Annotated in this window: 23 protein-coding genes and 2 pseudogenes; 16 read left to right on the top strand and 9 right to left on the bottom strand. The window is 65.5% G+C overall.

Annotation, left to right across the window (positions count from 1 at the left end; all coding sequences use genetic code 11):
* Position 1: 1 nt before the first annotated feature.
* Positions 2-4279, top strand: a pseudogene (locus ACIBI6_RS08705) (HAD-IC family P-type ATPase); the annotation flags it as partial.
* A gap of 23 nt (positions 4280-4302) precedes the next feature.
* Here ACIBI6_RS08705 and ACIBI6_RS08700 read toward each other — a convergent pair.
* Positions 4303-4428 carry an Rv1535 domain-containing protein gene (locus ACIBI6_RS08700; RefSeq protein WP_396955979.1) on the bottom strand — a complete coding sequence of 42 codons (126 nt, stop codon included), beginning with the start codon at positions 4426-4428 and terminating at the stop codon, positions 4303-4305.
* 66 nt (positions 4429-4494) lie between these two features.
* On the opposite strand from ACIBI6_RS08700, the gene ACIBI6_RS08695 reads away from it, so the two are divergent.
* The gene (locus tag ACIBI6_RS08695) at positions 4495-4761 is read left to right on the top strand and encodes a hypothetical protein (protein WP_364350214.1); all 267 of its coding nucleotides are present in this window, start codon (positions 4495-4497) and stop codon (positions 4759-4761) included.
* Positions 4762-5352: 591 nt separating this feature from the next.
* Here the strand turns inward: ACIBI6_RS08695 and ACIBI6_RS08690 are convergent.
* Positions 5353-6072: a helix-turn-helix domain-containing protein gene (locus tag ACIBI6_RS08690; protein ID WP_364350217.1), complete on the bottom strand. Its 720-nt coding sequence runs from the start codon at positions 6070-6072 to the stop codon at positions 5353-5355.
* A gap of 121 nt (positions 6073-6193) precedes the next feature.
* On the opposite strand from ACIBI6_RS08690, the gene ACIBI6_RS08685 reads away from it, so the two are divergent.
* From ACIBI6_RS08685 to ACIBI6_RS08675, 3 genes are all read left to right on the top strand, one after another.
* The gene (locus ACIBI6_RS08685) at positions 6194-6619 is read left to right on the top strand and encodes a hypothetical protein (RefSeq protein WP_364350220.1); all 426 of its coding nucleotides are present in this window, start codon (positions 6194-6196) and stop codon (positions 6617-6619) included.
* A gap of 5 nt (positions 6620-6624) precedes the next feature.
* A complete protein-coding gene (gene folE / locus ACIBI6_RS08680) occupies positions 6625-7221 on the top strand; it encodes a GTP cyclohydrolase I FolE (RefSeq protein WP_396955678.1) in 597 nt (198 codons plus the stop codon).
* Between the two features lie 117 nt (positions 7222-7338).
* Positions 7339-7749 (top strand): hypothetical protein, encoded by a 411-nt coding sequence (locus tag ACIBI6_RS08675; protein ID WP_364350226.1) that lies wholly within the window; start codon positions 7339-7341, stop codon positions 7747-7749.
* Between the two features lie 91 nt (positions 7750-7840).
* On the opposite strand, the gene ACIBI6_RS08670 is transcribed toward ACIBI6_RS08675, so the two are convergent.
* Complete coding sequence (locus tag ACIBI6_RS08670) at positions 7841-8110, bottom strand: DUF1876 domain-containing protein (RefSeq protein ID WP_364350672.1); 270 nt, start codon at positions 8108-8110, stop codon at positions 7841-7843.
* Positions 8111-8344: 234 nt separating this feature from the next.
* On the opposite strand from ACIBI6_RS08670, the gene ACIBI6_RS08665 reads away from it, so the two are divergent.
* The gene (locus ACIBI6_RS08665) at positions 8345-10579 is read left to right on the top strand and encodes a protein kinase (protein ID WP_396955677.1); all 2235 of its coding nucleotides are present in this window, start codon (positions 8345-8347) and stop codon (positions 10577-10579) included.
* Here ACIBI6_RS08665 and ACIBI6_RS08660 read toward each other — a convergent pair whose 3' ends face one another.
* Positions 10580-11302 (bottom strand): TetR/AcrR family transcriptional regulator, encoded by a 723-nt coding sequence (locus tag ACIBI6_RS08660; protein ID WP_364350232.1) that lies wholly within the window; start codon positions 11300-11302, stop codon positions 10580-10582.
* Between the two features lie 217 nt (positions 11303-11519).
* On the opposite strand from ACIBI6_RS08660, the gene ACIBI6_RS08655 reads away from it, so the two are divergent.
* The 4 genes from ACIBI6_RS08655 to ACIBI6_RS08640 all read left to right on the top strand — a co-directional run bounded on the left by ACIBI6_RS08655 (position 11520) and on the right by ACIBI6_RS08640 (position 15522).
* Complete coding sequence (locus ACIBI6_RS08655; protein ID WP_364350235.1) at positions 11520-12197, top strand: hypothetical protein; 678 nt, start codon at positions 11520-11522, stop codon at positions 12195-12197.
* 222 nt (positions 12198-12419) lie between these two features.
* The gene (locus tag ACIBI6_RS08650; RefSeq protein WP_364350238.1) at positions 12420-12710 is read left to right on the top strand and encodes a hypothetical protein; all 291 of its coding nucleotides are present in this window, start codon (positions 12420-12422) and stop codon (positions 12708-12710) included.
* A 310-nt stretch (positions 12711-13020) separates the two neighbouring features.
* On the top strand, positions 13021-14127 hold the full coding sequence (locus ACIBI6_RS08645) for a terpene synthase family protein (protein ID WP_396955676.1): 1107 nt from the start codon (positions 13021-13023) through the stop codon (positions 14125-14127).
* Between the two features lie 117 nt (positions 14128-14244).
* A complete protein-coding gene (locus tag ACIBI6_RS08640) occupies positions 14245-15522 on the top strand; it encodes a sensor domain-containing diguanylate cyclase (protein WP_364350244.1) in 1278 nt (425 codons plus the stop codon).
* A gap of 134 nt (positions 15523-15656) precedes the next feature.
* On the opposite strand, the gene ACIBI6_RS08635 is transcribed toward ACIBI6_RS08640, so the two are convergent.
* The gene (locus tag ACIBI6_RS08635) at positions 15657-16940 is read right to left on the bottom strand and encodes a helix-turn-helix domain-containing protein (RefSeq protein WP_364350247.1); all 1284 of its coding nucleotides are present in this window, start codon (positions 16938-16940) and stop codon (positions 15657-15659) included.
* Between the two features lie 58 nt (positions 16941-16998).
* Entirely contained in the window at positions 16999-17907 is a 909-nt protein-coding gene (locus ACIBI6_RS08630) for an AMP-binding protein (RefSeq protein WP_364350250.1), read from the bottom strand.
* Positions 17908-18208: 301 nt separating this feature from the next.
* Here ACIBI6_RS08630 and ACIBI6_RS08625 point away from each other — a divergent pair, with 301 nt between their 5' ends.
* Positions 18209-18415 carry a hypothetical protein gene (locus ACIBI6_RS08625; RefSeq protein ID WP_364350253.1) on the top strand — a complete coding sequence of 69 codons (207 nt, stop codon included), beginning with the start codon at positions 18209-18211 and terminating at the stop codon, positions 18413-18415.
* Positions 18416-18462: 47 nt separating this feature from the next.
* A pseudogene (locus tag ACIBI6_RS08620) lies at positions 18463-18621 on the top strand (glycosyltransferase family 1 protein); the annotation flags it as partial.
* A 125-nt stretch (positions 18622-18746) separates the two neighbouring features.
* Here ACIBI6_RS08620 and ACIBI6_RS08615 read toward each other — a convergent pair.
* Positions 18747-20966 carry an MMPL family transporter gene (locus ACIBI6_RS08615; protein ID WP_396955675.1) on the bottom strand — a complete coding sequence of 740 codons (2220 nt, stop codon included), beginning with the start codon at positions 20964-20966 and terminating at the stop codon, positions 18747-18749.
* A 276-nt stretch (positions 20967-21242) separates the two neighbouring features.
* Between ACIBI6_RS08615 and ACIBI6_RS08610 the strand changes: the two genes are divergently transcribed.
* From ACIBI6_RS08610 to ACIBI6_RS08595, 4 genes are read left to right on the top strand one after another with little or no spacing between them, the layout of a single operon-like run.
* On the top strand, positions 21243-21668 hold the full coding sequence (locus tag ACIBI6_RS08610) for a hypothetical protein (protein WP_364350259.1): 426 nt from the start codon (positions 21243-21245) through the stop codon (positions 21666-21668).
* Positions 21665-21964: an SH3-like domain-containing protein gene (locus ACIBI6_RS08605; RefSeq protein ID WP_364350262.1), complete on the top strand. Its 300-nt coding sequence runs from the start codon at positions 21665-21667 to the stop codon at positions 21962-21964. Before ACIBI6_RS08610 ends, ACIBI6_RS08605 begins: the two co-directional genes overlap by 4 nt.
* A complete protein-coding gene (gene scnC, locus ACIBI6_RS08600; RefSeq protein WP_364350265.1) occupies positions 21961-22668 on the top strand; it encodes a thiocyanate hydrolase subunit gamma in 708 nt (235 codons plus the stop codon). Before ACIBI6_RS08605 ends, scnC begins: the two co-directional genes overlap by 4 nt.
* Positions 22665-22994, top strand: a complete 330-nt coding sequence (locus tag ACIBI6_RS08595; protein WP_364350268.1) for a ScnB — start codon at positions 22665-22667, stop codon at positions 22992-22994. The genes scnC and ACIBI6_RS08595 overlap by 4 nt, the downstream gene beginning before the upstream one ends.
* An 18-nt stretch (positions 22995-23012) precedes the next feature.
* Here ACIBI6_RS08595 and ACIBI6_RS08590 read toward each other — a convergent pair whose 3' ends face one another.
* Both ACIBI6_RS08590 and ACIBI6_RS08585 read right to left on the bottom strand, forming a co-directional pair.
* On the bottom strand, positions 23013-23342 hold the full coding sequence (locus ACIBI6_RS08590; protein ID WP_364350271.1) for a cupin domain-containing protein: 330 nt from the start codon (positions 23340-23342) through the stop codon (positions 23013-23015).
* Positions 23343-24632: 1290 nt separating this feature from the next.
* Positions 24633-25127: a MarR family winged helix-turn-helix transcriptional regulator gene (locus ACIBI6_RS08585; protein WP_396955674.1), complete on the bottom strand. Its 495-nt coding sequence runs from the start codon at positions 25125-25127 to the stop codon at positions 24633-24635.
* Between the last annotated feature and the right edge of the window lie 94 nt (positions 25128-25221).

Genomic DNA, 25221 nt, shown 5'->3' with positions numbered 1-25221 from the left:
CCTGGGCCTACTGTTACGGACCGCGTCGTCACTGCCCCCGCGCGCCGTCGGCTCGGGTGTGCGGGCGGCCGCGGGCGCCGCCGCCGCGAGTGTGGAGCTTGTCACCGTGCCGGTGCGCACGATGCTCGATCGCCGGCTGGTCGAGGCTGTCACCGAGGCTGCGTCGGAACTGCTCGGTGGTAGACCGGCCCGGCGACGTTGGTGCGGCAAGCGCCGCTGCTGGATCGAAGTGCGTGGCCTGGGCGGACGCGAGCCGCGCGACGAGCTGGGTCCCGCGGTGCTCGCCGCAGTGCGTTCGCATCGGGGCGTGATCTCGGTGGCGCTCAATTATCCGCTGTCGCGGGTCATCGCCGAGGTGGACGACCCGACTGTCGTCGACGAGCTGTGCGCAGTGGTGGCCGCTGCCGAACGCCGGCATCAGTCCGGTTCGGGTCTCCGGCCGGTTGACCTGCCCGCCGACGGTATCGTGCTGGCCGACAGCGTGGTTTCGGCGGCGGTGAACGCCGTGAGTCTGGGTGTAGCGTTGGCCGGCCGAGTGGGCGGTTGGCGGCGGTTGCCAGCAGGCCTCAACGCCGTTGTCGCGCTCGTCGATTACCAGCCGCGGCTGCGTCGCGCGGTCGAACAGCGCCTCGGCACCAGCGCCGCTGATAGCGTGATCGCGCTCGCCGCGGCCGCCGCGGCCGCCGTCACCCAGCAACCGGCGTCACTGGGCGTCGAGGTGTTCATCCATATTGCGAGAGCCGCCGAGACCCGCGCCGCGGCCACGCTCTGGCAACGCCGCGAGCCCCGTCTCGCGGCGCACGCGGGATGCGTCGACAGTGTCCGCTCCGGAGACCGACCGACACCGCTGCCGCCTGGACCGGTCGAGCGCCACGCAGACCGCAGTGCGGCAGCGCAAGCGGCCGCCGCACCAGCGATCGGCATTATCACGGCCGACCTCGACGCCGCCGCCAGCGCCGTCACCGTCGCCGCGCCGAAAGCGGCTCGCACCAGCCGGGAGTCGTTCGCCGCGACACTCGCCCGCGGCCTGGCCGACCGGTACGGTGTGCTGTCCTTGCGGCCACGGATGTTCCGACGCCTGGACCGGGTCGATGCGGTGGTGGTCGATCCTCGCGTGTTGTGCTGCGAGGAACTGCGGGTGGCCCGCATCCGCGATGTGCCCGAACACGAGCGGGCGGTGGCGTGGCAGTGGGCACAGGATCGATTGGACCGTGGCACATGGCAGCCCGGGTGGCACCCGGTCCCGCGGCCGCTGTCCGGCAATGGCGGAGGCGGCGCGGTGCTCGTGCGATTCGCGCATCATCCGCTGGCTTCGGCGGTGCTGCGCGAAGCGCGCCGCAGCGGTGCGGAGGCGGTGTCGGTCGACGTCGATATGCTCGATGACCTGCGGTCGTCGTTCGACGATCTCGATCCGGTGCCCGGATCCCTCGATGAAGCGCTCGCCGAGGCAGTGCACCGGCTGCAGCGGGAGGGCCGCACGGTGGCAGTGGTGTCGAGCGCCGCGGCCCAGGCACTGGCCGACGCCGACGTCGCGATCGGTGTCACCGCGGGCGGGCCGCCGCCGTGGCACGCGGATGTGCTCGTCGACAACCTGCAGGACGTGTGGCGGATCTTGCACGCGCTGCCCGTGGCCCGTCAAGCCAGCGAGCGCGGCGTCGAAATCGCCGCCGGCGCTTCCCTACTGGGTGCATTGCTGATGATTCCCGGGGTCCGGGGCCGCGGCTCGGGCCCGGTCAGCGCCGGCGCCGCCGCTGGCGCATGGACGGGATACCGGCTTGCCCGCGCAGCGCTCGAAAGCCCACCGCCGCCTACCGCGAGCGTGCACGAATGGCACGCCATGTCCGTCGAACACGTGCGTCGTGTGCTGGCGCCGCAGGCAGCCGAAGCGGACAAGCGGGCGGAGTCGGCGGCTGCGACCTATCCCGCGCAGTCGGTCATCGCGCCGGTGCGCCGAGCGATCGGGGATTTCGCCGGCGCGATGCGCGCGGAGCTGTCCGACCCGTTGGTCCCGGTGCTAGCGGTGGGTTCCGCGGCCAGCGCGGTGCTGGGTTCGCCCATCGACGCGATCCTGGTCGGGTCGGTGCTCGCCGGAAACGCGGCCCTGGCCGCGACTCAGCGGATTCGCGCCGAACGGTTGCTGCGGCGACTGCTGGCCGCCCAAGCCCCACCGGCTCGCAAGCTGGTCGACGCCGACCGCTACGCGATGGTCGACGCCACCGACTTGCGCCCCGGTGACGTCATCGAGGTACGGCCCGGTGAAGTCGTGCCTGCCGACGCGCGGCTCACCCACGCGCTCGACGTAGAAGTCGACGAGTCGTCGTTGACCGGGGAATCGCTGCCGGTGCCCAAGCAGATCGACGCCACACCGGCCGCGCCCGTCGCCGAACGAGCCTGCATGCTCTACGCCACCACGACGGTGGTGGCGGGCACCGCGGTCGCGATCGTCACCGATGTCGGCGAACAGACCCGAGCACATCGTGCCACCGCCCCCGCACACGAAGACAGTCCCGCTGTCGGCCTGCAGACGCAACTGAAAGATCTGACGAACAAGGCGTGGCCGTTCAGCCTTGTCGGCGGCGGATTGGTCACCGCGCTCGGGCTGTTGCGGCGCACGGGTCTGCGCCAGGCGGTCAGCAGCGGTGTCGCCGTCGGCGTGGCCGCGGTCCCGGAGGGGTTGCCGCTGGTCGCGACGCTGGCGCAGCAGGCCTCAGCGCGGCGACTGACCCACGCGGGCGCGCTGGTGCGAAGTCCGCGATCGGTCGAGGCCCTCGGCCGTGTCGACATGGTGTGCTTCGACAAGACCGGGACGCTCAGCGAGAACCGACTCCGGGTGACCAGGGTGTGTGCCGCTTCCGGTTTGTCCGCCGACGATGTGCTCATCCACGCCTTGCGGGCCACCCCGCTCGCCAACGGTGAACCGCACGAACACGCCACCGACCGCGCGGTCGCCGACGCCGGGCGACACCTGAACCACGGCGAGCCGGCGGCGCATCTGCCGTTCCGGTCCGGTCGCGCGTTCTCGGTGTCCGTGCACGATACGCAGTTGTCGATCAAGGGAGCGCCGGAGGTGGTGCTCGCCGCGTGCGTCGATACCGACGAGGCGGCACAGCGGCAGGTGCGCGAGATGGCCGCCGAGGGGCTGCGGGTGATCGCCGTCGCCACCCGGGAGCTTTCGGCGACGCAGGCCCGCTCGGTTCGTGACGACGCCGATGCCTTCGCCGAATTGTGCGGCAACGGACTGCGGTTCGCCGGGTTACTGGGCATATCGGACACACCGCGCGCGGACGCGACCGAGGTGCTGGCCGAGCTGGCCGACCGCGGCATCGGGGTGCGGCTGATCACCGGCGACCACCCCGTGACGGCCACCGCGATCGCGGCCGAAGTGGGCATGCCCATCGACGATGATCAGGTGATCAGTGGGCCCGAATGGGAGGCGCTGTCCCGGCACGAACAACAGCGGGCGGTGCACAGTCGGCGAGTGTTCGCCCGGATGTCACCCGAGCACAAGGTGCAGATCGTCGAGACGATCCAGCGGCTGGGTCACGTGTGCGCCATGGTCGGCGACGGCTCCAACGACGCGGCCGCCATCCGCACCGCAACCGTCGGTATCGGCGTGGCCGCACGCGGCAGTGACCCCGCCCGCACCGCGGCGGATGTCATGCTGCTCGACGGGCGAATCCGTGCACTGCTGGACGCCCTCGACGAAGGCCGACAACTGTGGCGGCGCGTGCAGTCGGCGGTGGCCGTATTACTCGGCGGCAACGCCGGCGAGGTGGCTTTCGCGATCGCCGGCACTGCCCTCACCGGCCGGGCACCGCTGAACACCCGCCAATTGCTGCTGGTCAACATCCTCACCGACGCGCTGCCCGCCGCTGCACTCGCGGTCAGCCCGCCCAGCGCCGAATCGCGGTACACCGGCCGCGGACCCGACCGAGCCGCATTGTGGCGGACGATAGCGGTGCGGGGCGCGACGACCGCCTCCGCCGCCATGGTCGCCTGGGTGCGGGCGAAATTCACCGGCCGAAGACGGCGCGCCTCGACGGTCGCGTTGGTGGCATTGGTCGCCACACAGTTGGGACAGACGCTCATCGACTCCCACAGCCCGCTGGTCGTCGCCACCGCAGCCGGCTCCCTGCTGGCCCTCGCCGCGCTGATCAGCACCCCAGGAATCAGCCAACTACTCGGCAGCACACCCCTGGGGCCGATCGGCTGGTGGCAGGCGCTGTCCACCGCCGCCGTCGCCACCGTCATCGCGGCCATCGCTGCCCGACTGTTCACCACGGGCGGGCACCGGGGGGATAATCAGTCGAGGATCTCGATGACCCCCAGACGCCACAGCACCGCGTACAACTCGCGCAACGGCACTGCCAGCACCTGCGTCAACGCGCCTGTCAAAGGATCTGAGCCAACGCCCACACCAGTACTCATCACACTGGACACCATGCGGATGCCAGGAGTCGAATACTCGAACACACCATGACCGGGAGGCAACACATGGCCGAAAAATCACCAACCGGCCACCGAGACGCCGTCGACCGGGTGCTTTCCGCACAAGGTTTCGCGGTGGATCTGCCGATGCTTGGCCGTGTCCGCATCCCCCGGCCCGAGCAGTTGGCGTACTACGGTGCTCTCGGCGCCCTGGCCGCCGCGGAGATCATCGAATGGCCCGTCGTAGTTGTCCTCGCGGCTGGGCACTGGCTGGTGCAGAATCAGCACAACCGCGTCGCCCACCAGATCGGCGAAGCGCTCGAAGACGCGTAGACCAGCGCATCAGTCAGACCTCTCCCACACGCACTGCCTGCGACAACGACAACCTCGGTGCACGAATCATCGAATACCGCGGCGACGAACTGGGATCGGTCGAACCGAACGGCGGATTGCTCGATCCCGCCAGGAGTACGTCGACTTCGTTGTCAGCGCGCTCCGCACGTCCCCGTGGGCGTGTACTGACAGGGGTTCTCGGTGCGACCCCGGTACTGATCGTGGCCACCGCTGTTGGAGCGCACTCCGGAACCGTAACCGCTGTTGAGCTGACCGTGGTCAGTGCTGTTAGGGCGTGTCCCCGATCCGTAGCCGTGACCGCCTCCGGGACTGTGCGAGTCCCGAGGCCCGGCCGTGGCCGCGAAAAGGTGCGGCGAGGCGACCGTCAGCATCACCAACGCGATGGCGAACAGCGTCGCGACAACCACACGACGCACCGTCCAGAACTTCGTCGCGATCTCCATCAGCTTCTTCCCCTCAATTAACGTACCGCTATATAACGACACATTAATCGATGGTACGTCGTAAAGGAAGGCGTCCTTCCGGATTTGTGCACAACTAAGACGGTCACGCTCGGTCGTGACAGTCAGGTCATGCGGGCGCAGAGCGAGCCGTGTCCGACGTGACGGGACGGAGTTGGACGCAGCATTCGCCGGCTTTCGGTGCCAGCTCCGCGGTCACGGTGTCGGCCCGCAGGCCGGTGAGCACGCCGGTGAGATAGGCGTGGTTGAGTCCACACACCAGTTCGGGCGCCTGCGCGGCCAAGGGATGGAACGGGCAATTGCGAAGCCGGATGCAGTTCGGCGCGGCGCGGGCGGGTTCGAATCCGTGCTCAGCGAGCAACCCGTGGAGCAGGGTGAGGGCGCGTTCCGCACCGAGCCGACCGGGCCGCAACCGCTCCCGCATGGCCGCTCCGATGCCCACACCACGCTCGACGGCCACCCGTTGCGCCGCGGCTCGAGCGGTCTCGTCGGAAGTCTCGGTGAGTACCGCGCCGATCAGGATGTCGGCCAGTACCTCGTGGCGGCGCTCGGGGATATTCACCCGGACCTCGGTATCGGTCGGCTCGTACACCTTCGGTGCCCGCCCGACCCGCCGGACCCCGTCGACTTGTTCGTAACGGGCCTGCAGCAGTCCGGCGTCGACGAGCTTATCGAGGTGGAATGCGGCCAGCTTCCGTGAGATTCCGACCTCCTCGGCGGCTTCGTCGCGGGTGACCGGGCGCCCGGCAGCGCGGATGAACCAGTACATGCCTCGGCGCAGCTCGTCCTCCAGCGCGGCCACCGCGCCGATCGCCGATTCACTGGTCACACGACCACAATAACGCCGACCGGTGTTGGCCGAAACATGCTGGGTACCCGACCGGCGAGGTAACTTGACCGATCCAAGCAATTACACCAATAATCTTTGGTGTAACTAGTCAGGAGGCATCATGGGTATCGCAGCATTAATCCTCTGGCTGCTCACCGCCGTAGGTGGGTTCGTCCTACTCGGCACCTGGATCGCCAAAGGCGGTGCACGCCAACCGAGTGCCAGCCACCTTCCCGTACCGGTCTTATTCGGACATTTCGCGCTCGCCGTCGCCGGGCTGGTCGTGTGGATCGTCTACCTCGTCCTCGACAACGACGCCCTTGCCTGGATCGCATTCGCACTGCTGATCCCGGTGGCACTGCTGGGATTCGTCATGCTGCTGCGTTGGCTGCCCGTCTACCGCGCACGCACCGAAACCGCAGCGACCGCAAACCCCGAACCGGCCGAGAAACACTTCCCGGTGGCCGTCGTCGGCGGCCACGGCGTCCTTGCCGTCACCACCGTGGTCCTTGTATTGCTGACCGCGCTCGGCGTCGGTGGGAGCTGATCATCGTGTCCCATCCCGCGCTGCGAGTAGTCCACGACCCCGCCAGCACCATCGACTTGGCCGCCGCCGAGCTCGCCGCCCGGAACTTCCTGACAGCGCTCGGCGTCGGCCTCGACGACGAACACCTGCACGCCACCCCCGGTCGGATGGCCCGCGCCTACGCCGAACTGTTCACCCCACGCCCGTTCGATCTGACCACCTTCCCCAACGACGAAGGCTATGACGAACTGGTGCTCGCCCGCCGCATCCCGCTGCGGTCGGTCTGCGAACACCACCTGTTACCTTTCGTCGGCGTCGCACACGTCGGCTACCTCCCTGGTGACCGCATCCTCGGGCTGTCCAAATTCGCCCGCATCGTCGAGCATTTCTCCCGCCGCCCCCAAGTCCAGGAACGACTCACCAAGCAGATCGCCGACTGGCTCGCCGAACAGCTTCAGCCCAAAGGCGTCGGCGTTGTCATCGAAGCCGAACACACCTGCATGACCCTGCGCGGCGTACAAGCAGCCGGAACCACCACCGTCACCTCCACCCTCCTCGGCTCCCTCCGCGAAGACGCCCGCTCCCGCCAGGAGTTCCTCTCCCTCACCGGCATCACCCCCTGACTGGTCCGGAGACCTCGTCGGACCGAAGTGCAGGTCTATTCCGCCGTGGCCGAGCCCATGTCTGCGCAGCACCCATTACCGTTGCGGGGAAGCGTGACCCATCCTGGGAAGGCATGCATGTCGAGAACGATCCTGTACCCATCAGACGAGTTGATCCGAACCGTGACCGCCACCCTGCTCGGAGCCAACGAGCAGTGGGACTCGACTCCCCTGTTTTTCGGCCTCACCCTGGCGGGGCCGGATCAGATCGGCGTACTGACACAGCCGACGTCCGCTGACCCGCCGTTCCAGGATTTGGCGACGCTGGTGTTCTCGCAGGCGCCCCGACAGACGCTGTGGGGGTTCGGATTTCACTCGGAAGCGGTCCTGATGCGGACCGCCGACGCGCGGGGCAACCTCTGGACGGCATCCCGGGGCGACCCAGGAGCCGATGTCGTGGAAACGTTCCGGTCGGCCGAAAACGGTGTACCGGACGATCCGATCGATCGAGAGCTGTGGGTTGCCGCGGTTGCACTGGCAGCGCTGTGACGCCTTCGACTTCGGAACCGGTCAGGCCAGCACGGACCCCAGCACCGTCGGACCCCAGCACTGTCGGACCCGAGCCCGGCCTGGTCGGATGTCAGGCTTGCAAGCCCTGAACCGGCTTGTGCGTGTGGGCTTCGATATCCGTAATCGCCGCGTGCAGCAGTTGGTGGGCCAGATCTTGCAGTGCACGGGCACAAGCGAGCTCATCACCGATGGCAGGAATGTTCTCGTCGGCGGGATTGGTGTGAGCTGACCCGGCGGCGACCAACGGCTCATCTCCGCGGCCGATCAGCTGGGCTTTTACTTTGGTCAGGCGGTCGAGTTCTTCGATGGCGATGGCGATGTTCCAAGTTTTCGACGGCATTCGCACTGCCCTCCAGATCAGTAGGGACTGTGTCGCTTCACCTCCAATATCGCACCACCATGCTCGCGCACACCATGCTCGGTTCGGCGAATTCGGCGACCATGCGCTCGTATCGGGGCGATACCCTTAGGCAGGGAGGTTTGGCGGAAAGGAAATAATGTCGGGCAACTGCGACATGGACCGCATCACGCGTAGCCGCCAGCTGATCGTCCGGCGCTGATCTCCGAGCGACCGATGTACGAGCCGACCGATCTGGTCGATCCAGCTGCGCGAACCCGCACAGCGCTTGCCGCTGCGGTGGCGCGGTTTTCCAAGGCTTGGGCGTCCGAGTCCCCACCAGACCTGGCGGCGTACCTGCCGCGTGCGCAGGCTGAGCGGCGCACGGTACTGATCGAACTGATCAAGATCGATCTCGAATACCGCTGGCTTCGTTATGACTTTCCCAAACGACTGATCGAATATCGTGCGGAATTCGCAGAGCTGCAAGGTGGTCCGCTTCCGGCCGAGCTGGTCTACGAGGAGTTCCACGCCCTGCGCCGCGGTTCACACGCAGTCGATGCGGCCGGCATGCTCGCCGAGGCCACCGCCACGGCGGCCGGCCCTGAGCTCGCACAGCTCACCAGCGACTACCGCAGCACGATGATTGCTCGTCCAAGTGCCCAAGTGGTTCTCGACGCCATCGATGTCGGCCACCGGATCGACGATTTCGATCTCCTGATGCGGATCGGGGCGGGCGCCTTCGCCCAGGTCTATCTCGCTCGACAACAATCAATGCAGCGACTGGTCGCGGTCAAGATTTCCCATAACCACGGCAACGAGCCGCAGACCCTCGCGCAATTGGACCACGAATACATCGTGCGCATCTTCGACCAGCGACTCATCGCCGACGGCGAGCTGAAGCTGCTGTACATGCAGTACCTCCCTGGGGGCACGCTGCTCGACGTGCTGCGCCTACAGCGCTCGACGCATCCGGAATACCGCAGCGGGCAACTGCTGCTCGATGCCATCGACAAGGTACTTGCCGATAAGGGCGAGGTTCGGCCCACGGAATCAGCTGTTCGGACACAGCTCGCCGCACTGACATGGCCGGAGACCGTCGCCTGGCTGGGCCGCCGACTCGCGGACGCGCTGCAGCACGCGTCCGACCGAGGGGTATTGCATCGAGACATCAAACCCGCGAACGTACTGCTGAGCGCCGAGGGAATCCCGAAGTTGGCCGACTTCAATGTCAGCTCCAGCAAACACCTCGGGGGGACAAGTCCCCTGGCGTACTTCGGCGGATCACTGGCATACATGTCGCCTGAACAGCTCGAAGCCTGCCATCCGGACTTCCCGGCGACCGCCGCCGACCTCGATACCCGAAGCGACATCTACGCGCTGGGTGTCATGCTGTGGGAGTTGCTCACGGGACACCGACCATTCGCGGACGAAACCTCGGCCGGCGAGTCGCAGACATCGCTGGCCCGCATGCTCGAACTGCGACGCCGACCCGTCGAGTCGACGTTCTTAGCGGAGCTACCCCCGGATTGCCCCATGGCGTTGCGCCGGGTGCTGTTGAAGTGTCTTTCGCCCGAGCGCGAAGACCGCTACTCCTGCGGTTCGGAATTGGCCCAGCAGTTCGACCTGTGCCTCGAGGAACGAGCGCGCGACCTTGTTTATCCGCCGCCGAACAGTTGGCGGGCACGACTTTCGCGATGGCCAACCCCCGTCCTGTGGTTATCTTCGCTGGTCGGCGTCACCCTCGCTACGGTCTACATGGCCGTGCACGTCCAGGAACTGATCAGAGAGCGGCTCTCCGATGCCACCAACGCGCAGCTCGACGAGGGTGTCATCATTTTCGTCCTGTGCGCCTCGCCGCCGGCCATCCTCATCTACGCATACATGTCGCGCGATTTGATCGCGGTTCCTCGTGGCTTGCGCGCCGGCAGACGCTACGACGAGGCAATGCTCGCGCGGGTGCGGTCGCGAACACTGTTCTGGGGCGACCTGTGTGCGATGAACACCCTGCTGTTCGCGGTTTGCGCGACCGTGACGGGGGTGATGTTGCTTCGCTGGTTCACCGACCTACCGGCGCGGCTAATGGTCCATGCTGCGGCGACCGTTCTGGTGGCGGGCACCATCTCCGTTGCCTACACATTCTTCCTTTCCACGTTCTACGTCGTGCGCTGTGTCTATCCCGTCTACCTGCGCCACGGCCGCACATCGGCGCACGACGCCGCCTATTTGCGGGCGCTGCGTCGCAGGATCACGGCCTATCTCGCGGTGACGGCGTCGGTGCCGCTGGTCGGAGTGCTGGCTGGATTCACCGCCCTCGAACCCGAGGAGCTTCCGCTCGTACGCGATTCGGTTCTGGGGTTGTGCGCGGCCTCCGGGCTCGCGTTCGTCGCGGCTTATTGGTTGTTCCGCAAGCTGGATGCAGACCTGCGCGCGCTCGAGCGGGTGGTCTCGCAAAAGCCTGATTCTCGCTGATCAGCCGTTCTTATCGTGGTCTCGAAGGCTTGCGGCGGACTCGTCTCGTTCGGGCGAACCCGGTGCGGTGATTATTTTGATCACTGCTGCGACCAGGCGGCCGTCGGGATCCTTGAGGCGCGGTAACGATCTGCGATTCACCAACAGTGATCCGAGAGTGAGATCTACCAATTCGGCACCGACCTGCGCGGCAGATCGTCGCCCTTCCGGCTCGAACCACGTCCACGCCCATTGGGCGGCACCGAAGATGAGCAGGCTCCGGATACTGGTATCGACGGCGCGGAACTCACCCGACGCAACGCCGGCATCGACCACGCCGTGCAGGATTCCGAGGTAACTCCTGCGCAGCTTGCGCCCCTCGGAATTCTCATCCTCCTGCGCGAGCCGTGCGACCTCACGCTGGAAGGCGACGGTCCGATTTCGATCGTGCACCTGATAGAGCATGGCCGCGTGCAACAGCCCGGCAAGCTGCTCGGTCGACGTAGCGAACTCGGACACGATGCGCTGTGCCTCATCGAGGCGGCGCCGCATATAGGAAACATGCAGGGCCTCCAATAACCGCGCCTTTGTGCCGTAGTGATGCACGATCAAGCCCTGTGAGATGCCCAGCTCGCTTGCGACTCCGCTGAAACTGGTCCCGTCGTACCCCTTCTCGGCGACATGGCGCGTGAAAATATCGAGAATCGCGCCCGACTTGCCCGGTCCCGTCGCACGCTCACCCACTGACCCACCCCTCCTCGGCCGAATTTCCGGAGACTCTAGCACTCACTGACTGCCCAGCCAGTCGTTGACTGAGTGCGCAGTCAGTATTAGCATTATGCGCCGAGCCGCAGCGACGCGCTCGTCGCATCAACCATTCATCTCGAAATAGTCGAGCACGACCTATGAATCAGTACGCCCATACCGCCGAGGCGGAACATCGAGCCTGCGAATACTTCGCATGACCAGCCTCTCTGCCAGCACCGCCAACATCTCGACGGCATCGCCCGAGGCGGCGACCGCTACCTCGGCGCCGGCCGCAGATGGTGGTCCACAGCGCCGTGAGCACTCGCTGCCGGAAGGACATGTGCTCCCCATGGATGCGGGTATAGCGGCGCAGGGTGATGGCACGATCGATGCGGCATCGGTGCTGTCGCCGGACCAACTGTTGGCCGCGATCGCCGGGCGCCTCACCGAGCCGTTCCCAATGATCGCGTGGGCGAGAGAACTCGGCGATCTGCACGCTGCCCTGATTTCGGCGGTTTTGAATCCGCAGCGACATCCGCCCGAGGTCACCGAGACAGCCCTGCATGCGGATATCGCGAAGGTCATCGACAAGATCAACTCTTGGGCGGCCTCCTACGTCCGCCACAGCCGATGCGCCCGCCGCTACACCCACACCTTCGGTGAGGTGATCAGTCATGTCGCGAAGACCTACGCCGAGGCGTGGTGGACGGTGCTGCACACCGACTGCGAGGAGCTTCGACACTCGGCATGGGTCCATCTCGGCGAGGTCCGTGACGGCTATGCGCACCTCATCGGCGATATCCGGGCAGGCCGCGTGCAACTGCCACTGGGCTGGCGAGGCATCCGCCACACCCGGCAATCCGACGGCGTGGAGGACCCGGTCAGCGGGTGACGCTTGCGGACCGGTCGGCGAGACGTTCGGTCGTGCCCGTCCTCCATCGACTCGCGCAGGTCGGCGAAAAGGTTGTTTGCGCGAGCCAGTTCATGGCTACTGCTAGGTGGATGCCGGTGCCGATGGGGCCACCGGCTGACGATCAGGGCTGGAGACCGGCCTGCGAGAAATGCGGTTTGCCCACCTCGGCCGACTGTAATGACAGCGGAAGGAACCAGACAGATGCTGATGCTCACCCCTAATGCCATCGAGGCAGTTCGCACCATCACCTCCGCAGAGGGCACGCCGACCGATGCCGGGCTGCGGATCTCCACGACGGATGGCGCCGAGACGATGTCCCTCGCGATCGCCGCGGAACCGGCCGAACAGGACCAGGTCTTGACTGCGGAAGGGTCGCGGATCTTCCTGGACGAGCAGGCCGCCGCCTTCCTCGACGACAAGATCCTCGACACCGAATTGGACCCGAACGGCCAGGGCACCTTCGTCCTCGCCCAGCAGGACCCAAGCCTGTAGTCCGGCTCGGGGGATCAGAACCGCCGTCCAGGCCGGGCGTCCGGGCGGCACCGTCGTGTGGCGTGGGCCAACTGCACCGGTGAACTCCCGGTGCGGCACTGGCCGGCGATACGCGCTGGCACATCTCAGACGCTGGGCTGCCCTGCCCGGACCACCTCGAGTACACCCGTTCTCCGGCAAGACCTTTCACCAGATAATCGAGTGAAGCTATCTGGCTTACGATCGTTTATCATTTGATTGCCTGGTGCGGCCACTGCCGGATTCGGTCCGGCACTCTGTCGAGGCGCGGTGTGGTCGGGGAGGGAGTTTCGTGGTTGGCGAGTACACGCCGGTGGTCGAGGCGCGGCTCGCCACGATGCAGGCAGAGTATGCGGAGTTGGTGCGCGCGCGGCGGAGGTGGTCGCTGCGCGAGCTGTTCAGCACTTCCGACCGCGACATCGTCGACTTCTGTGCGGGTTTCGCGCCGAATCGGTTCGGGGAGCAGGCATGTGCGGAGGTGGAACAACTCTGCCGCCGGTACGGGATTTGGTTGGACGCCGGGGGCGCGCACTACAACAGCATGACTCCGTACCTGCATCCGCATGCTGTCACCGCGGAGCGGATGACGACTATCGGGATCTACAACGCGATCCTGTTCTGGCTCAACGATACTGTCGGCCGGGAGAAGTTCGCCCATCTGACCGATCCCGAAAAACAGCAGGCCCGCGCGACAGTGGATCAGCTGTGTCAGCTGCTCGATACACGTTGTGCCGCAACGAATCCCACCCCCGTAGCGGCCGCGACACTGGAATTCCTGGAGCGGGTCGGGCCTCGGGCGGACCCGGACTGGCTGACTCGGTTCCTGGATTCGACCATCGGCCATCTGCGTCCGGCGATCCGGGATCAGAACGCCCGCGCCCGCGGCGAGCTGCTCACCGTGGCGGACTACATCGACCTGCGTGCGCAGGTGTCGGGTATGTATCCGGCGATCGCGCTGTGCGAGTTCAGTCGCGACGCATATCTGCCGTGGGATGGGATTCGCGCCGTCGGTCTCGACGCCGATCTGCGGCAGTTACGGCGCGCGACCGTGGAGATCGGAGCGTTGATGAACGACATGTTCTCCTTCGAAAAGGAATGCATCCACGACGGCGCTGATTTCAATTTGATCCCGGTCTGCCTGTTGAACACTCCGGGCGCCAGCCTTGCCGACGCCGTGCACGACGCCGCACGACTCGTGCGCGACCGGCTGAGCGAATTCCGCAAGATTCGGGCCAGGATCGATTGTCGGTGCGCGGAAATCACCGACAGCTACGTCGCTGAGCCGGTATCAGCCCATGTCGAGGACCTGCTCGGGTGTGTGCAAGCCACCTGGGTATGGCAGAACACAACCCTCAGATATAAAGGGACGTCGATCTTCGGCGAAAACCATCGCTCGTGAATCTTGTTCTAGCCGGAAATTTCCACACGAAACGGTATCCACCGTCTATCGTTCGTTGAACACAACGCCGCTCTCGGTCAGGGGTTGACGAGCGGCGCGAGGTATCGAAGGGTTGTGGTGGACGACTCCCAGTGTGCGGCACTGGCTCGAACCTGGTGGCAAACACTTGCCGCCGTCGACGGCATGCGTATGCCCGATGACTTCGGATACCAACAGTTATCCGACCTGATCGTTGAACTTTCCACAGCCCTCGATGCCGAACCCTTCGACGTGACCGTGGGCGCCCGAGTCGGGGCGGCACTATCGGCTGCGCACTTGGCCGATGGCCGAGTGCCCACGGTGTCGGCACAGGTGTTGTGCCGGCTGGCCGACTACACCGCTCGGCCCGATGCCGGACAACGACTCGCCGGACTGCTGGCCGCTCTCGGACAAGGCCATCAGGCACACCTGGATCAGTCTCGTGCGCACCATCACTCGACCGAAAACAACAACCGCGACGAACAGGACGCGAGATATCGCATCCTGTTCGACAATACGACCGTCGCGATCGCCATCGGCGACACCAATGGCACACTGCTGGAAGCCAATCGGGGCTTGGCCGACATGATCGGCGTACCGGTCGAGGCGCTGCGCGGGATATCGGTGTACGACTTCGCCCATCCCGACGACCGAGACGATATCCGCGCCCTGCTCTACGACAAACTGGTTCCATCCGAGGAAGGCACGGTCAGACTCGAGCGTCGACTGGTGCGTGCTGACGGCAGCGTCGGTTGGATGTCATTCGCCATCTCCTATGTCAAAGGCATCGACGGACAGCCCGACTACCTGCTGGCCATCGGAGCCGACATCACCGAGGAACACCGGCTCCAACTCGAACTTCGTCGGCAGGCCCGACATGATCCCCTCACCGGCCTCCCGAACCGACGCTACCTGCTCGAGCGGATCGAAGAACTCATCACGGCCGCCGACGAAAGCGACCGGGCTGGACTGTGTTTCGCCGATCTAGATCACTTCAAACATGTCAACGACCGCTTCGGACACGGAACCGGCGATAAAGTCCTGGTCGCGGTGGCCACCCGCTTGCATGACAAACTGCGCGGATACGATTGCCTCATTTCCCGCCTCGGCGGCGACGAGTTCGTGGTGCTGATCCCGCCACCAGCCACCACTGACCAAATAACAGGCATCGCGAACCAACTATTGTCGGTATTTCCCGACCCCATCACCATCGACGGCCAGCAGCTGCGAATAGCGGCCAGCATCGGTGCCGTGATCACACCGATCGCCGGCGCCAATGCCGAATCCCTGCTCGACGCGGCCGACGCCAGCCTCTACTACGCGAAAACAAACGAAAAAGGGCATTGGGTCCTGCACACCCTGCAAGCGCCGACCTGAGTCGACAGGCTCGAGCCCGAAGTATCCACCGACGAATTCTTATCGGGCCCCGATGTTCATCGACTTGTTCGACTGAGACCCGATGCTCGTCGACTTGTTCGACTGAGAATCGACTCGCCGTGCCGTCTCCGCGGTCAGTCCGTATTCGGCCGCAGCACCGCTGTGCCGTACCAGTGGCAGATCAGCAGCGCAAGCTCGACGTCCAACCGGTCGTCGGTGATCACCCGCCCGCGCCGCGAAACCGCCCGCCCAACCCGGTATTTCACCGAGTTGAAATGTAGATCCAGCTCCGCGGCAGCCGCCTTGTAACTGGATCCGGTGCGCAGGAACACCCGCAACGTCTCGCGCAACCGGGCATCGTTATCGGTATCGGCAGCCAATTCGCCCAGCACCCCGCCCACCCATTCGCCGACCTCCGCGCCGCCGCCGAGCAACGCCGCGGCCGACAACCCCGGCTCGCTCGCCGCGATGATCCTCAGTTCCACGCCGCCGCGCGCGAGCGCAACCGAGCGTGCGCGCAGCGCATGCCGATGGGACCGACGGAAGCCCGACACCCCCTGGCCCATGATGCCGATCGCCAGCCGTGGTGCGTCCGGACGCTTACTCGCGAAATCACAGACCCTGGCCACCGCATCGGACTGCTCGGACCGATAAGGCAGCCAAGCCCAAGCGCTCATCCGGTCAGCGGCCCCGAACAGCGGCGCCGCCGCAGTGCCGACCGCCTCGGCCAGCTCACGAACGAAGCGTTGCAACCGACTCAGCTCGTCACTACTCGCACCGGTGTCGGGATACCAGAGGATCAGCGCCAAGTGATGCCACCGCAGCGGGTAGCGGATGGATTCGGTCGCGGCATCAACATCGACCGGCTTCCCCCCGGCCAGCACCTCACGCACGCGCACGGCCCGAGCGCTGTTGCGGCTCTCCAGCCACTGCTCGCGCTCGGTCTCATACACCGCGACGACCTGCTGGGTAATCCAGTCGATGTATTCGAACAACGTCGTCGTGATCGCCTCCACCACCGTGATCCGATCCGCTGGCGCGATACCTGTCGCCCGTACTTCGGCGAAGACCAACTCTGTCATCCGACGCTGGCCGACCCGATAAGCGCGCACCAGGGCATTGAGCGGAACTCCATGCTGGGCAAGACGTCTGGCGTATTCGATGGCCGCCGTGGGAGCGTTGATCCGAGCCAGTGGTATGTCGTGCTGCAGCGCGTGCAGGAGGGTGTCGACATTGCCTTCCACGCTGGCGCCGAGCAGTTCGATGGTGCGGGGATCATCCCGCAATTCGGGGATATCGTCCTCGAGACCGCGCCGCAGGATCGCGCTGATATCCGTCACCCGCTCATTCATACGGGCGGCGATCCCCGCGACAAGGCCGCTCACATCGACATCACCGTCGCGACGAAAACTCGTCACCCCCCAACGGTAGTTACTCGACGGTTGCCGTGCGGGAAATTGCTGGGTTGCGCTCTGATCAGCTCGCCCGGCAGGAGTACTCCGACGGTGTCCATCGCGCGGGAACTTCGGAGACGTAGCCGTCGATGATCGGTACTCCGTAGCGGCGTTCGAATTTGGTCAGCAGTTCGACGTCGGCCGGCGCCGCGCCGCAGATGGCGAATCGTACCGATGCGGCGTTCGGCCGGATTCGGTCGGGCAGATCCGATAGCAGGGCGTACATGGTCGGGACTGCGGAGATGTAGGTGGCGCGGCTGCGCTCGATCCGGTCGAAGAACGTCTTCGGGCTGAAGGCCACGGTGGCGCGGCCACCGGCGAGCAGCGGCGACAAGGTGCCGACCACGATGCTGTTGACGTGGAACAGCGGCAGGTTCAACAGGCTGTGGTCGGCTCCGGTGAGTTCGAACGCCTCGATCACCATTGCGCACATGGCGTTGAGGTTGGCGTGGTCGACCGTCACGCTGTTGGGTTTGCCTGTGGTGCCGTTGGTACAGAAGAGCAGCGCCAGTGCGTCGTTGCGGGGGCGTGCGGGTTCGGCGACATCGTGGTCGGCGGTGGTGAGATCCTCGGCGGGGATGACGGCGCGCACCGGTGCGTCGGTGCTGGTCCGCTGCGCGGTGATCAGGACCTTGGCGCCCGTGTCGGTCAACTGGCAGTCGGCTTCCGCGGCGCTCAGCGACGGGTCGATAGGCATGACCGTGGCACCCACACGCCAGGTCGCGAACAGGGATACGACAAAGGCGGCAGTGTTGGGCAACATGATCGCAACCACGTCGCCGCTCGATACTCCGGCGGCGCGCAGGGTAGTGGCGGCGCGCCGCACGGCGTCGAGGAATCCTGCGTTGTTCAGGTCGGTGCTGTCGTCGGCGACGGCGGCTGCGTCCGGTGCGGCGGCCGCACGAAGGTCCGGCAGAGTCGAAAGATTCATAGGCGGTCCTAAGGGGTGGGTGCGGGGAATGACGACAACGATAGGAATCACGCCGTCGCCGGACACCGTCGTGCGTGAACGAAATTCGCCGCGGGCATTGTCACCGGAGGACAATTGTCGCCAGTGACCGCGTTATTCCGGGCCGGGTAGCGGTGTCAGAAGACATGCGGTTCGGCAGCATCACGAGCTATTCGCGTTCGGCGGTGGAGTGCTTTCACATATAGCGTCGGTTTGCTCGTACCGACGCCGGGTACGACCGACTGACCCAACCAGAGTGCATTCAGCCGGAAAGGCGGAAAGCATGATGATCTGTCCAGGAACCCTCCTCGTACCCGCCGCCACGGCCGAGCAGGCCGCGCCTGTCGAGGTCAAGGCGATAAGGCACAGTCCGGTTCCGTACGCGGAAGTCGAGCCGCGCGGCGGCGGTCGGCGCCGGCCCATGCTCCTGCGCGACCTCGAACGCGACTATCGACTACCCACACCCGGGACTCTCGCGGTATCGCAGTGACCGATGCGCTGGTGCGCACGGGCGCCCGCTGCGGCCGATCCGCCGGCATCATCGGTGTGGCATCGGTGCCGTCCTCGCATGTCTACGTTCGGCACCTGTCGCCGGTATCCGCCGACCGCGATGTGGTGCGCTTGCCGGATCCGCCGCCCGCCGACGGCCGCGAGGTGCCCGGCGGCTGGTTGCCGGTCTGCGCACACGCGCCGGGACCGCATCGAGGTGCGGCCTCACACCGCCATTGGCGGCCGACGCTGCGGGACCATTGCGCATGCGGGAATTCGCCACCGGCGTCGGCGGCAGCGAACCCGTCGATCGCTGGGGCCTCTGGCAGGCGTCATGATGCTCCGGTAATGTCCTGCGGCACTTCGGCTTCGGTGTGGTGGCCAAATCGGCGTTCGAGTTCGGCTCCCTCGATGTCGAGGTCGGGGACGTAGCGCGCGAACCAGCGCGGGTGGTACCACATGCGGTTTCCGACAATGGCCATGACGGCGGGGACCAGGGTCAGTCGGACGATGAACGCATCGAGCAGAACACCGATCGCCAGGGTGAAGGCCAAGGGCTTGACGATCGGGTTATCGGTGGTGGTGAACGCGACGAATACCGCGAACATGATCAGTGCCGCCGCGGTGACGACGCGCGCGGAGTGGGCGACGCCGTTGCGCACCGAATTGATCGCCTCACCGGTGCGTGTGTACTCCTCCTTGATCCGGGAGACGACGAAGATCTGATAGTCACTGGACAGGCCGAAGATGATGGCCAACGTGATGATCGGCAGGAAGCTCAGCGTCTGCGCCTTGGTGACGTCGAAAAGACTTGCACCCCAGCCCCATTGGAATACCGCGACTTGCGCGCCGAGGGCGGCGAAGACCGACAGGATGAACCCGACGATCGAGGACAACGGCACGAGGATCGTGCGGAACGCGATCGTGAGCAATACCAGCGCCAAGCCCACGACGACCGCGAGGAAGATGGGTAGCGCCTTGGCCAACTGGTTCGAGGTGTCGATATTCGCGGCGGTGGTACCGCCGACCAGATATGTTGCGCCGGTGCCGCTTTCGATGCGGTTGCGATCGTCGCGCAACCGGTTCACCAGATCGGTCGTCGCCGAGTCGTTGGGACCGGTCTTCGGGATCACCTGGATCAGCAGCAACCCGTTGCCGGAGCCCGCGGGCTGCACGGCGGCGACGTCGGACTCCTGCCGCAGTCGGCCCATCAGTGTTTGTCCGGCGTCGGGGCTGGTGGCGGCCGACAGGTCGGTCACAACCAGCAGGGGCCCGTTGAAACCGGGGCCGAACGAATCACTGACGATGCCGTATGCCTTGCGGGCGGTGCTCGACTCCGACTGCGTTTCACCGCTGGGCAATCCGAGGTCCATGCGCGTGGCCGGGATGGCCAGGACGACGAGAATCGCGATTCCGACAACCAGCATCGGGATCCGGAAACGGGTGACGAATCGTCCCCATGCGTGCCCGAATGTGCGTTCGGGTTCATAGGCGGCGATGCGCGCGACCTGCTCCGGCTTGCCCGGATGCAGCGGCGGCGAGATGAACTTGGCGACCATGTCACCGGCGAAGCCCAGCAGCGCGGGCAGCAGTGTCAGCGCGACCAGCATGGCGACCAGTACCGCACCCGCCGCCGTCAGTCCCATCACGGTGAGGAACGGAATGCCCGCGACCGCCAGACCGCACAATGCGATGATCACGGTGACCGCCGCGAACACCACCGAACTTCCCGCGGTCCCGACCGCCAGCGGAATCGACTCGGCCGCAGCCATTCCCAGCACGATCTGGTGCCGATGCCGCGAAAGGATGAACAGCGCGTAGTCGATGCCACAGGACAGACCGAGCATCAGAGCCAGCGATGTCGCCGCCGAGGCCACGTCGACGAAGGCGGCCACGCCCAGAATCCCGGTGAGCCCGATACCCACACCCACCAAGGCTGTGATGATGGGCAGTCCGGCGGCGACCACCGCGCCGAAGGTGATCAGCAGCACGATGAATGCCGCGACGATGCCGAGAATCTCTGGGGTATGCGGGATCTCGGCCGTGAAACCCGGATACACCGCACCGGAGAATTCCACCGTGAGACCGGCATCGCGAGCCGAGTCGGCGATGTGATTCACCTCGTCGAGGGTGTCCTCGCCGACCTCCCCCGCCGGCACCGAGAACTGCACGCTACCCAGTGCCACGCGTTGATTCGGCGATACCACCTGCGCCTGAAACGGGTCGATGACCGCCGCGACCTGCGGCAGTCCCTTCAACCCCGCCATTACCTGCTCGATCTGTGCGCTCGCCTGCTGGTCGGTCACCTTGGCCATGCCGGGGGTTTGGAAAACAACCTGCATCTGCGCGCCACTGAACGCGGGCATTCGCTGCTGCAGCAATGACACGGCATCCTGCGACTCGGTGCCGGGGACGGTGAAATTGTCGTTGGTCTTACCACCGGTTCCGCCGGCGAACACGATCGCGCCGACCAGCAGGACGATCCATAGTGCCAGCACCCACCAGCGGCGACGTGCTACGGCCTGACCGAGCGCGAATAGATACCGGGACATACGGGTCCTCTCACCGAGACACCAATTGACACATCAGCAGAGCGATCGCGCACAACACCGGCACGGTATCACATCAACTGATGATTTCCTCATAAACGCTGCAATGGTCAGCAATCCTTGATCGGGCGGCGAAATCTTCAATCGAACGATCTTGACGTGTAGCCTTGGCAGTCGGATCAACGCAATTTGAATAGGGCTCGCGGCCCCGCAGCCGGGTGTGCGCAGTATGCGATCACCCTGCCGGGGGAACATCGGATCCGTCACTACGGAGACCTCATGAGTTCACCGAATCGATTCGACGAAGTTCAAACTCGCGTAGCAGATCTCGCTCCCGTGTTCCACAAACCGCTGGACTCGCCGTACGAGATCTCCAACGAATTATTTGCCGCACTCCGACACGTCCTGCACGACGTGGGCGGACAGCCGGATGTGCCGATCGAGTACCGGGAAAAGGCCGAAGAATCCTGGGAGATGAATACCTACGTCACCTGCGAATGCCTCGGCTGGCGTGGCGTGTGGAATTCCGAGGAACGCCGAAGGGCCGAGAACGATCTCGGCGCGACGCTGTATTTCGGTCTGCCCTACTACGCGCGCTGGGCGACCGTCGCGGCGAAGGTGCTGATCAACAAGGGTTTGATCACCCCGGACGAACTGTCCGCGAAATTGGACGATGTACGCGCACGGTTGGAGACGGGGCAATGACCAGGAAGTACGAGATCGGCGATCGCGTCCGTGTGCGAAACGCGACGTCGATGTTCCACACCCGCACCCAGGCATACACCCGTGGCCGCACAGGTGTCGTCGTCGAATACCGGCCAGAATGGGTGATTCCCGAGGACGAGGCGTGGGGACGTGCGGACGGTCGCTTCGAACCGTTCTACGTCGTGCGGTTCCGCCAGACAGATCTTTGGCCCAAATACACCGGCTTCGAGGTCGACACCCTGGAGACGGAGGTCTCCGAGCGCTGGCTCGAGCCCGCAGAGGAGGATGCCAAGTGAGTCAGACCCACGATCACGGGGCGCACGCGCCGATCCAGACGAGCTCACAGATCAGCGAGTTCGAGATTCTGGAGACGGCGGTTCGCGAGCTCGCCATCGAAAAGGGCCTCTTTTCGCAAGAAGACCATCGACGGTTCTCCGAATGGGCCGAATCGGTCGGTCCGCACGGTGGGTCGAAACTGGTCGCGAAGGCGTGGACGGATCCCGATTTCAAGGCGCGTCTGCTCGCCGACGGCACCGAGACGTGCAAGGAAGTCGGCATCGACTGGCGTGACCCGACCGGATCCGGCACGCCGAGCGACTACACCTTCTTCTACGTGCTGGAGAACACGCCCGAGGTGCACAACGTGATCGTCTGCACGCTGTGTTCGTGCTATCCGCGGCCGGTTCTCGGCATGTCACCGGACTGGTACCGCACTCCCAATTACCGTCGGCGCCTGGTGCGTTGGCCCCGTGAGGTGCTCGCCGAATTCGGCCTGCACATTCCGCCCGAGGTCGAGGTCCGGGTGCACGATTCGAATCAGAAGTCCCGTTTCATGGTGATGCCGATGCGCCCGGCGGGCACCGAGGGCTGGACGGAGGAGCAGCTGGCGGCCATCGTCACCCGGGACACGATGATCGGCGTTGCCGTGCCGCAGGTCGATTGGACCGCGCAGGCACCGCCGGATCAGGTCGAGGCGGCCTCGGGAAGGGGTGGGCAGTGACGAGCAGTCCCTACGACGTTCTTCTGCGGACCCTGGATCCCGAGTCGCGACGAGAGAACGCGCTTCCCGAACTCGATCGCAAGCCCGACCCATGGGAGTCGAGCATGCAGGCGACGTGCGAATGCCTGTCCTGGCGTGGCGCATTGGACAATCTGGAACGCCGCCATGCCGAGGATGCGCTCGGAGAGACGATCTACCACGACTTTCCCGTACACACCCGATCGGTCGTCGTCACGGCTCACACGCTGATGGATCGTGGATGGATCGTCCCGGAGGAGTTGCACGCGCGAATGGACGCGGTGCGGGAGCGGTTCAACCAGGACTAGCGCGGCACCCGACGGCTTTCAGCCCTCGGGGTAGAAGACGAACAGTGTGCAGCCGGTCGTCGACTGCGGAATGTGTGACGATCCGGCCGGAGCGTGGATGAACGATCCGGCCGGATAGTCGCGGAATCCGTCGTTGAATGTGCCGGATACTACGAAAACCTCCTCCGGTCCGGGCTCGTGCAGATCGATGCCCTCCCACGAGGTGCCCGGATCCATTTCCAGTAGGTACGCTTTCGCGCCGTTCGCCCCGCGCCACAGCGCCCGCGAGCGAATGCCCGGGAACAGCTCTCGCACAGGTGAATCCGCGACGGTCGTCCACTCGTATCCAGGGAACTCGATGATCTCCATATCTCTGCAACTGCTGGTTTCGGCCGCTCTATTCCACGAACGGATCCGGACCCCCGGTTTGTTGGCATAGTCCCAGTTGCTGAACCGTTCCATGGGCAGCGGCCGCGAACCGCAACTGATGCAGACAGCAACTGTTGCATACTGCCGCTGCCAGGTAGTGTCTCGAACTCGTGGCATCAGCAATGGCGGCGCCGTGGGGCGGCTGCGGGGGTGCTCATCGGGTTCCTGTTGCTGCGGTCGTTCTCGGCAGCGCCCGCACTGCTGGTGTGGCATCTGGTCGCGGTCGTCGCGGTGACCGCGCTCGGGGCCGCGGTGCTGTGGGTGATCCGCACCCGAGGGGTCGCGGTGGCCTGCCTGCTGAGCATTGTGGCGATGTTCCCGATCGCCTACTCCCAGGTGCACGGCGCACCGCCGACGCCGATGTCGTACAACTTTCCGGAACGGCGCTCGGACATGCGGGCGGCCTTCGCCGATTTCCCCGGTGTCACACTGCAACTCGCCGATCGCGCACTTCTGCAGCCGAGCGATATGAGCCTCGCGGGCGCGTACGGCTCCCTCGCCTTCGGCAACTACGCCAAGAACCTGCGCTTGGATTACGTCAACGCATATACCCCGATCGGATACGCTGCCTTCAGCGCGCTGCTGTGCATGGGTTGGGACGGCAGCACCTGTCCAGACGCGTACCGGCGCGCGTTCGCGCCCGAATCATCCACTGGCAAAACGATTGTCGATCTGATGAAGGTCGATCGGGTCGTCCTGCAGCGGGCCCAATTCCCCGATGCCCCCGACCATCCGGCCCCGCCGGGCTGGAAGTGGGTCGACTATCCGGGGCACGAACGCTACATCTGGGTACTCGAACGCGTCGACGGCCCGCTTTCGACCCGTAACGGTCTGATCGCCGATACCGAAGGCGTGCAAGCGAGTTCGGTATCGGGTGACAGCGTTACCAGCCGAATCCGGGCCACCTCAACCGGCGGCGGACGCATCGTTTTCGCACGCCTCGGCTGGCCCGGTTATCGAGTTACGCTCAACGGCAACGAAATTCCGTTCACCACCGTGGCAGGCACGTTCATCGCCATCGATATCCCACCGCATACCGACAACGCGGAATTGCTCCTCACCTGGCGGCCACCCGGGTGGAAGATCAGCATTGCGGCGGCACTTGCCGGACTTGCCGCATTGCAGTACGCCCATATCCGGCCCAAGCATCAACTCTCGGACGTCGCGCCCGACGTGCCGATGCCTGACGAACGTGAGCACGAAGCGGACCTGGTAGTCGCACGTCAGGCCCTACAGCGGGTACGCCTGCAGTCCCTTGGCGGCACCGCATTCCTCCCCCGCCGTGGTGAACGCGGTCAGCGCTCGCACCAGCCCCTGGCGCTGGGCAGCGGGCATGGTCTGCACTACGCGGGCGATTTCGGCGCGACGGCGCGCGGTCACCTCGGCGACGACGCGTCGCCCGTGCTCGGTGAGATCGACGATCTGTTCGCGCCGGGACTGCGGATTGGGTTGGCGGGTAAGCAATTCCGCGGATACGAGCCGCTCGACCATCCTGGTCGCGGTCGATGGCTGCACATCCAATTGCTGGGCCAAGGTGGCCAGATTGCTCGGGCCCTGAGTCGCGAGGATCACCAGCGTGCGGAACTGCGGCAGCGTGATCGTATCGTCGACGTGCGCGATCGAGCGGGCCGAGATGGCCATGAGCAGGCGGGACGCGGTCAGCAATGCGTCGGTGACCTCGTCGACCGAGTCCGATGGTGTCGAGCGGGCTGAGGTCGCCATCATCCTCCTCCGTCGGTGCGATGTTAGGACCTTACCCGCACCGGACAGCCAGACGTCGCCCGCGTGGTCCGTGAGCGGGCACGGTAACCTGCGAGGC

The sequence above is a fragment of the Nocardia sp. NPDC050412 genome, assembly GCF_044458825.1.
Lineage (GTDB): Bacteria > Actinomycetota > Actinomycetes > Mycobacteriales > Mycobacteriaceae > Nocardia.
Note: the sequence above shows the minus strand (reverse complement) of the source record. Positions and strands in the feature narration are given on the sequence as shown.

Coding starts and splice junctions, on each gene's coding strand:
- ACIBI6_RS08700 (WP_396955979.1), bottom strand. CDS start 4,428: ATGAGTACTGGTGTGGGCGTTGGCTCAGATCCTTTGACAGGCGCGTTG.
- ACIBI6_RS08695 (WP_364350214.1), top strand. CDS start 4,495: ATGGCCGAAAAATCACCAACCGGCCACCGAGACGCCGTCGACCGGGTG.
- ACIBI6_RS08685 (WP_364350220.1), top strand. CDS start 6,194: ATGGGTATCGCAGCATTAATCCTCTGGCTGCTCACCGCCGTAGGTGGG.
- ACIBI6_RS08675 (WP_364350226.1), top strand. CDS start 7,339: ATGTCGAGAACGATCCTGTACCCATCAGACGAGTTGATCCGAACCGTG.
- ACIBI6_RS08670 (WP_364350672.1), bottom strand. CDS start 8,110: ATGCCGTCGAAAACTTGGAACATCGCCATCGCCATCGAAGAACTCGAC.
- ACIBI6_RS08665 (WP_396955677.1), top strand. CDS start 8,345: ATGTACGAGCCGACCGATCTGGTCGATCCAGCTGCGCGAACCCGCACA.
- ACIBI6_RS08655 (WP_364350235.1), top strand. CDS start 11,520: ATGACCAGCCTCTCTGCCAGCACCGCCAACATCTCGACGGCATCGCCC.
- ACIBI6_RS08650 (WP_364350238.1), top strand. CDS start 12,420: ATGCTGATGCTCACCCCTAATGCCATCGAGGCAGTTCGCACCATCACC.
- ACIBI6_RS08630 (WP_364350250.1), bottom strand. CDS start 17,907: ATGAATCTTTCGACTCTGCCGGACCTTCGTGCGGCCGCCGCACCGGAC.
- ACIBI6_RS08625 (WP_364350253.1), top strand. CDS start 18,209: ATGATGATCTGTCCAGGAACCCTCCTCGTACCCGCCGCCACGGCCGAG.
- ACIBI6_RS08615 (WP_396955675.1), bottom strand. CDS start 20,966: ATGTCCCGGTATCTATTCGCGCTCGGTCAGGCCGTAGCACGTCGCCGC.
- ACIBI6_RS08610 (WP_364350259.1), top strand. CDS start 21,243: ATGAGTTCACCGAATCGATTCGACGAAGTTCAAACTCGCGTAGCAGAT.
- ACIBI6_RS08605 (WP_364350262.1), top strand. CDS start 21,665: ATGACCAGGAAGTACGAGATCGGCGATCGCGTCCGTGTGCGAAACGCG.
- ACIBI6_RS08590 (WP_364350271.1), bottom strand. CDS start 23,342: ATGGAGATCATCGAGTTCCCTGGATACGAGTGGACGACCGTCGCGGAT.
- ACIBI6_RS08585 (WP_396955674.1), bottom strand. CDS start 25,127: ATGATGGCGACCTCAGCCCGCTCGACACCATCGGACTCGGTCGACGAG.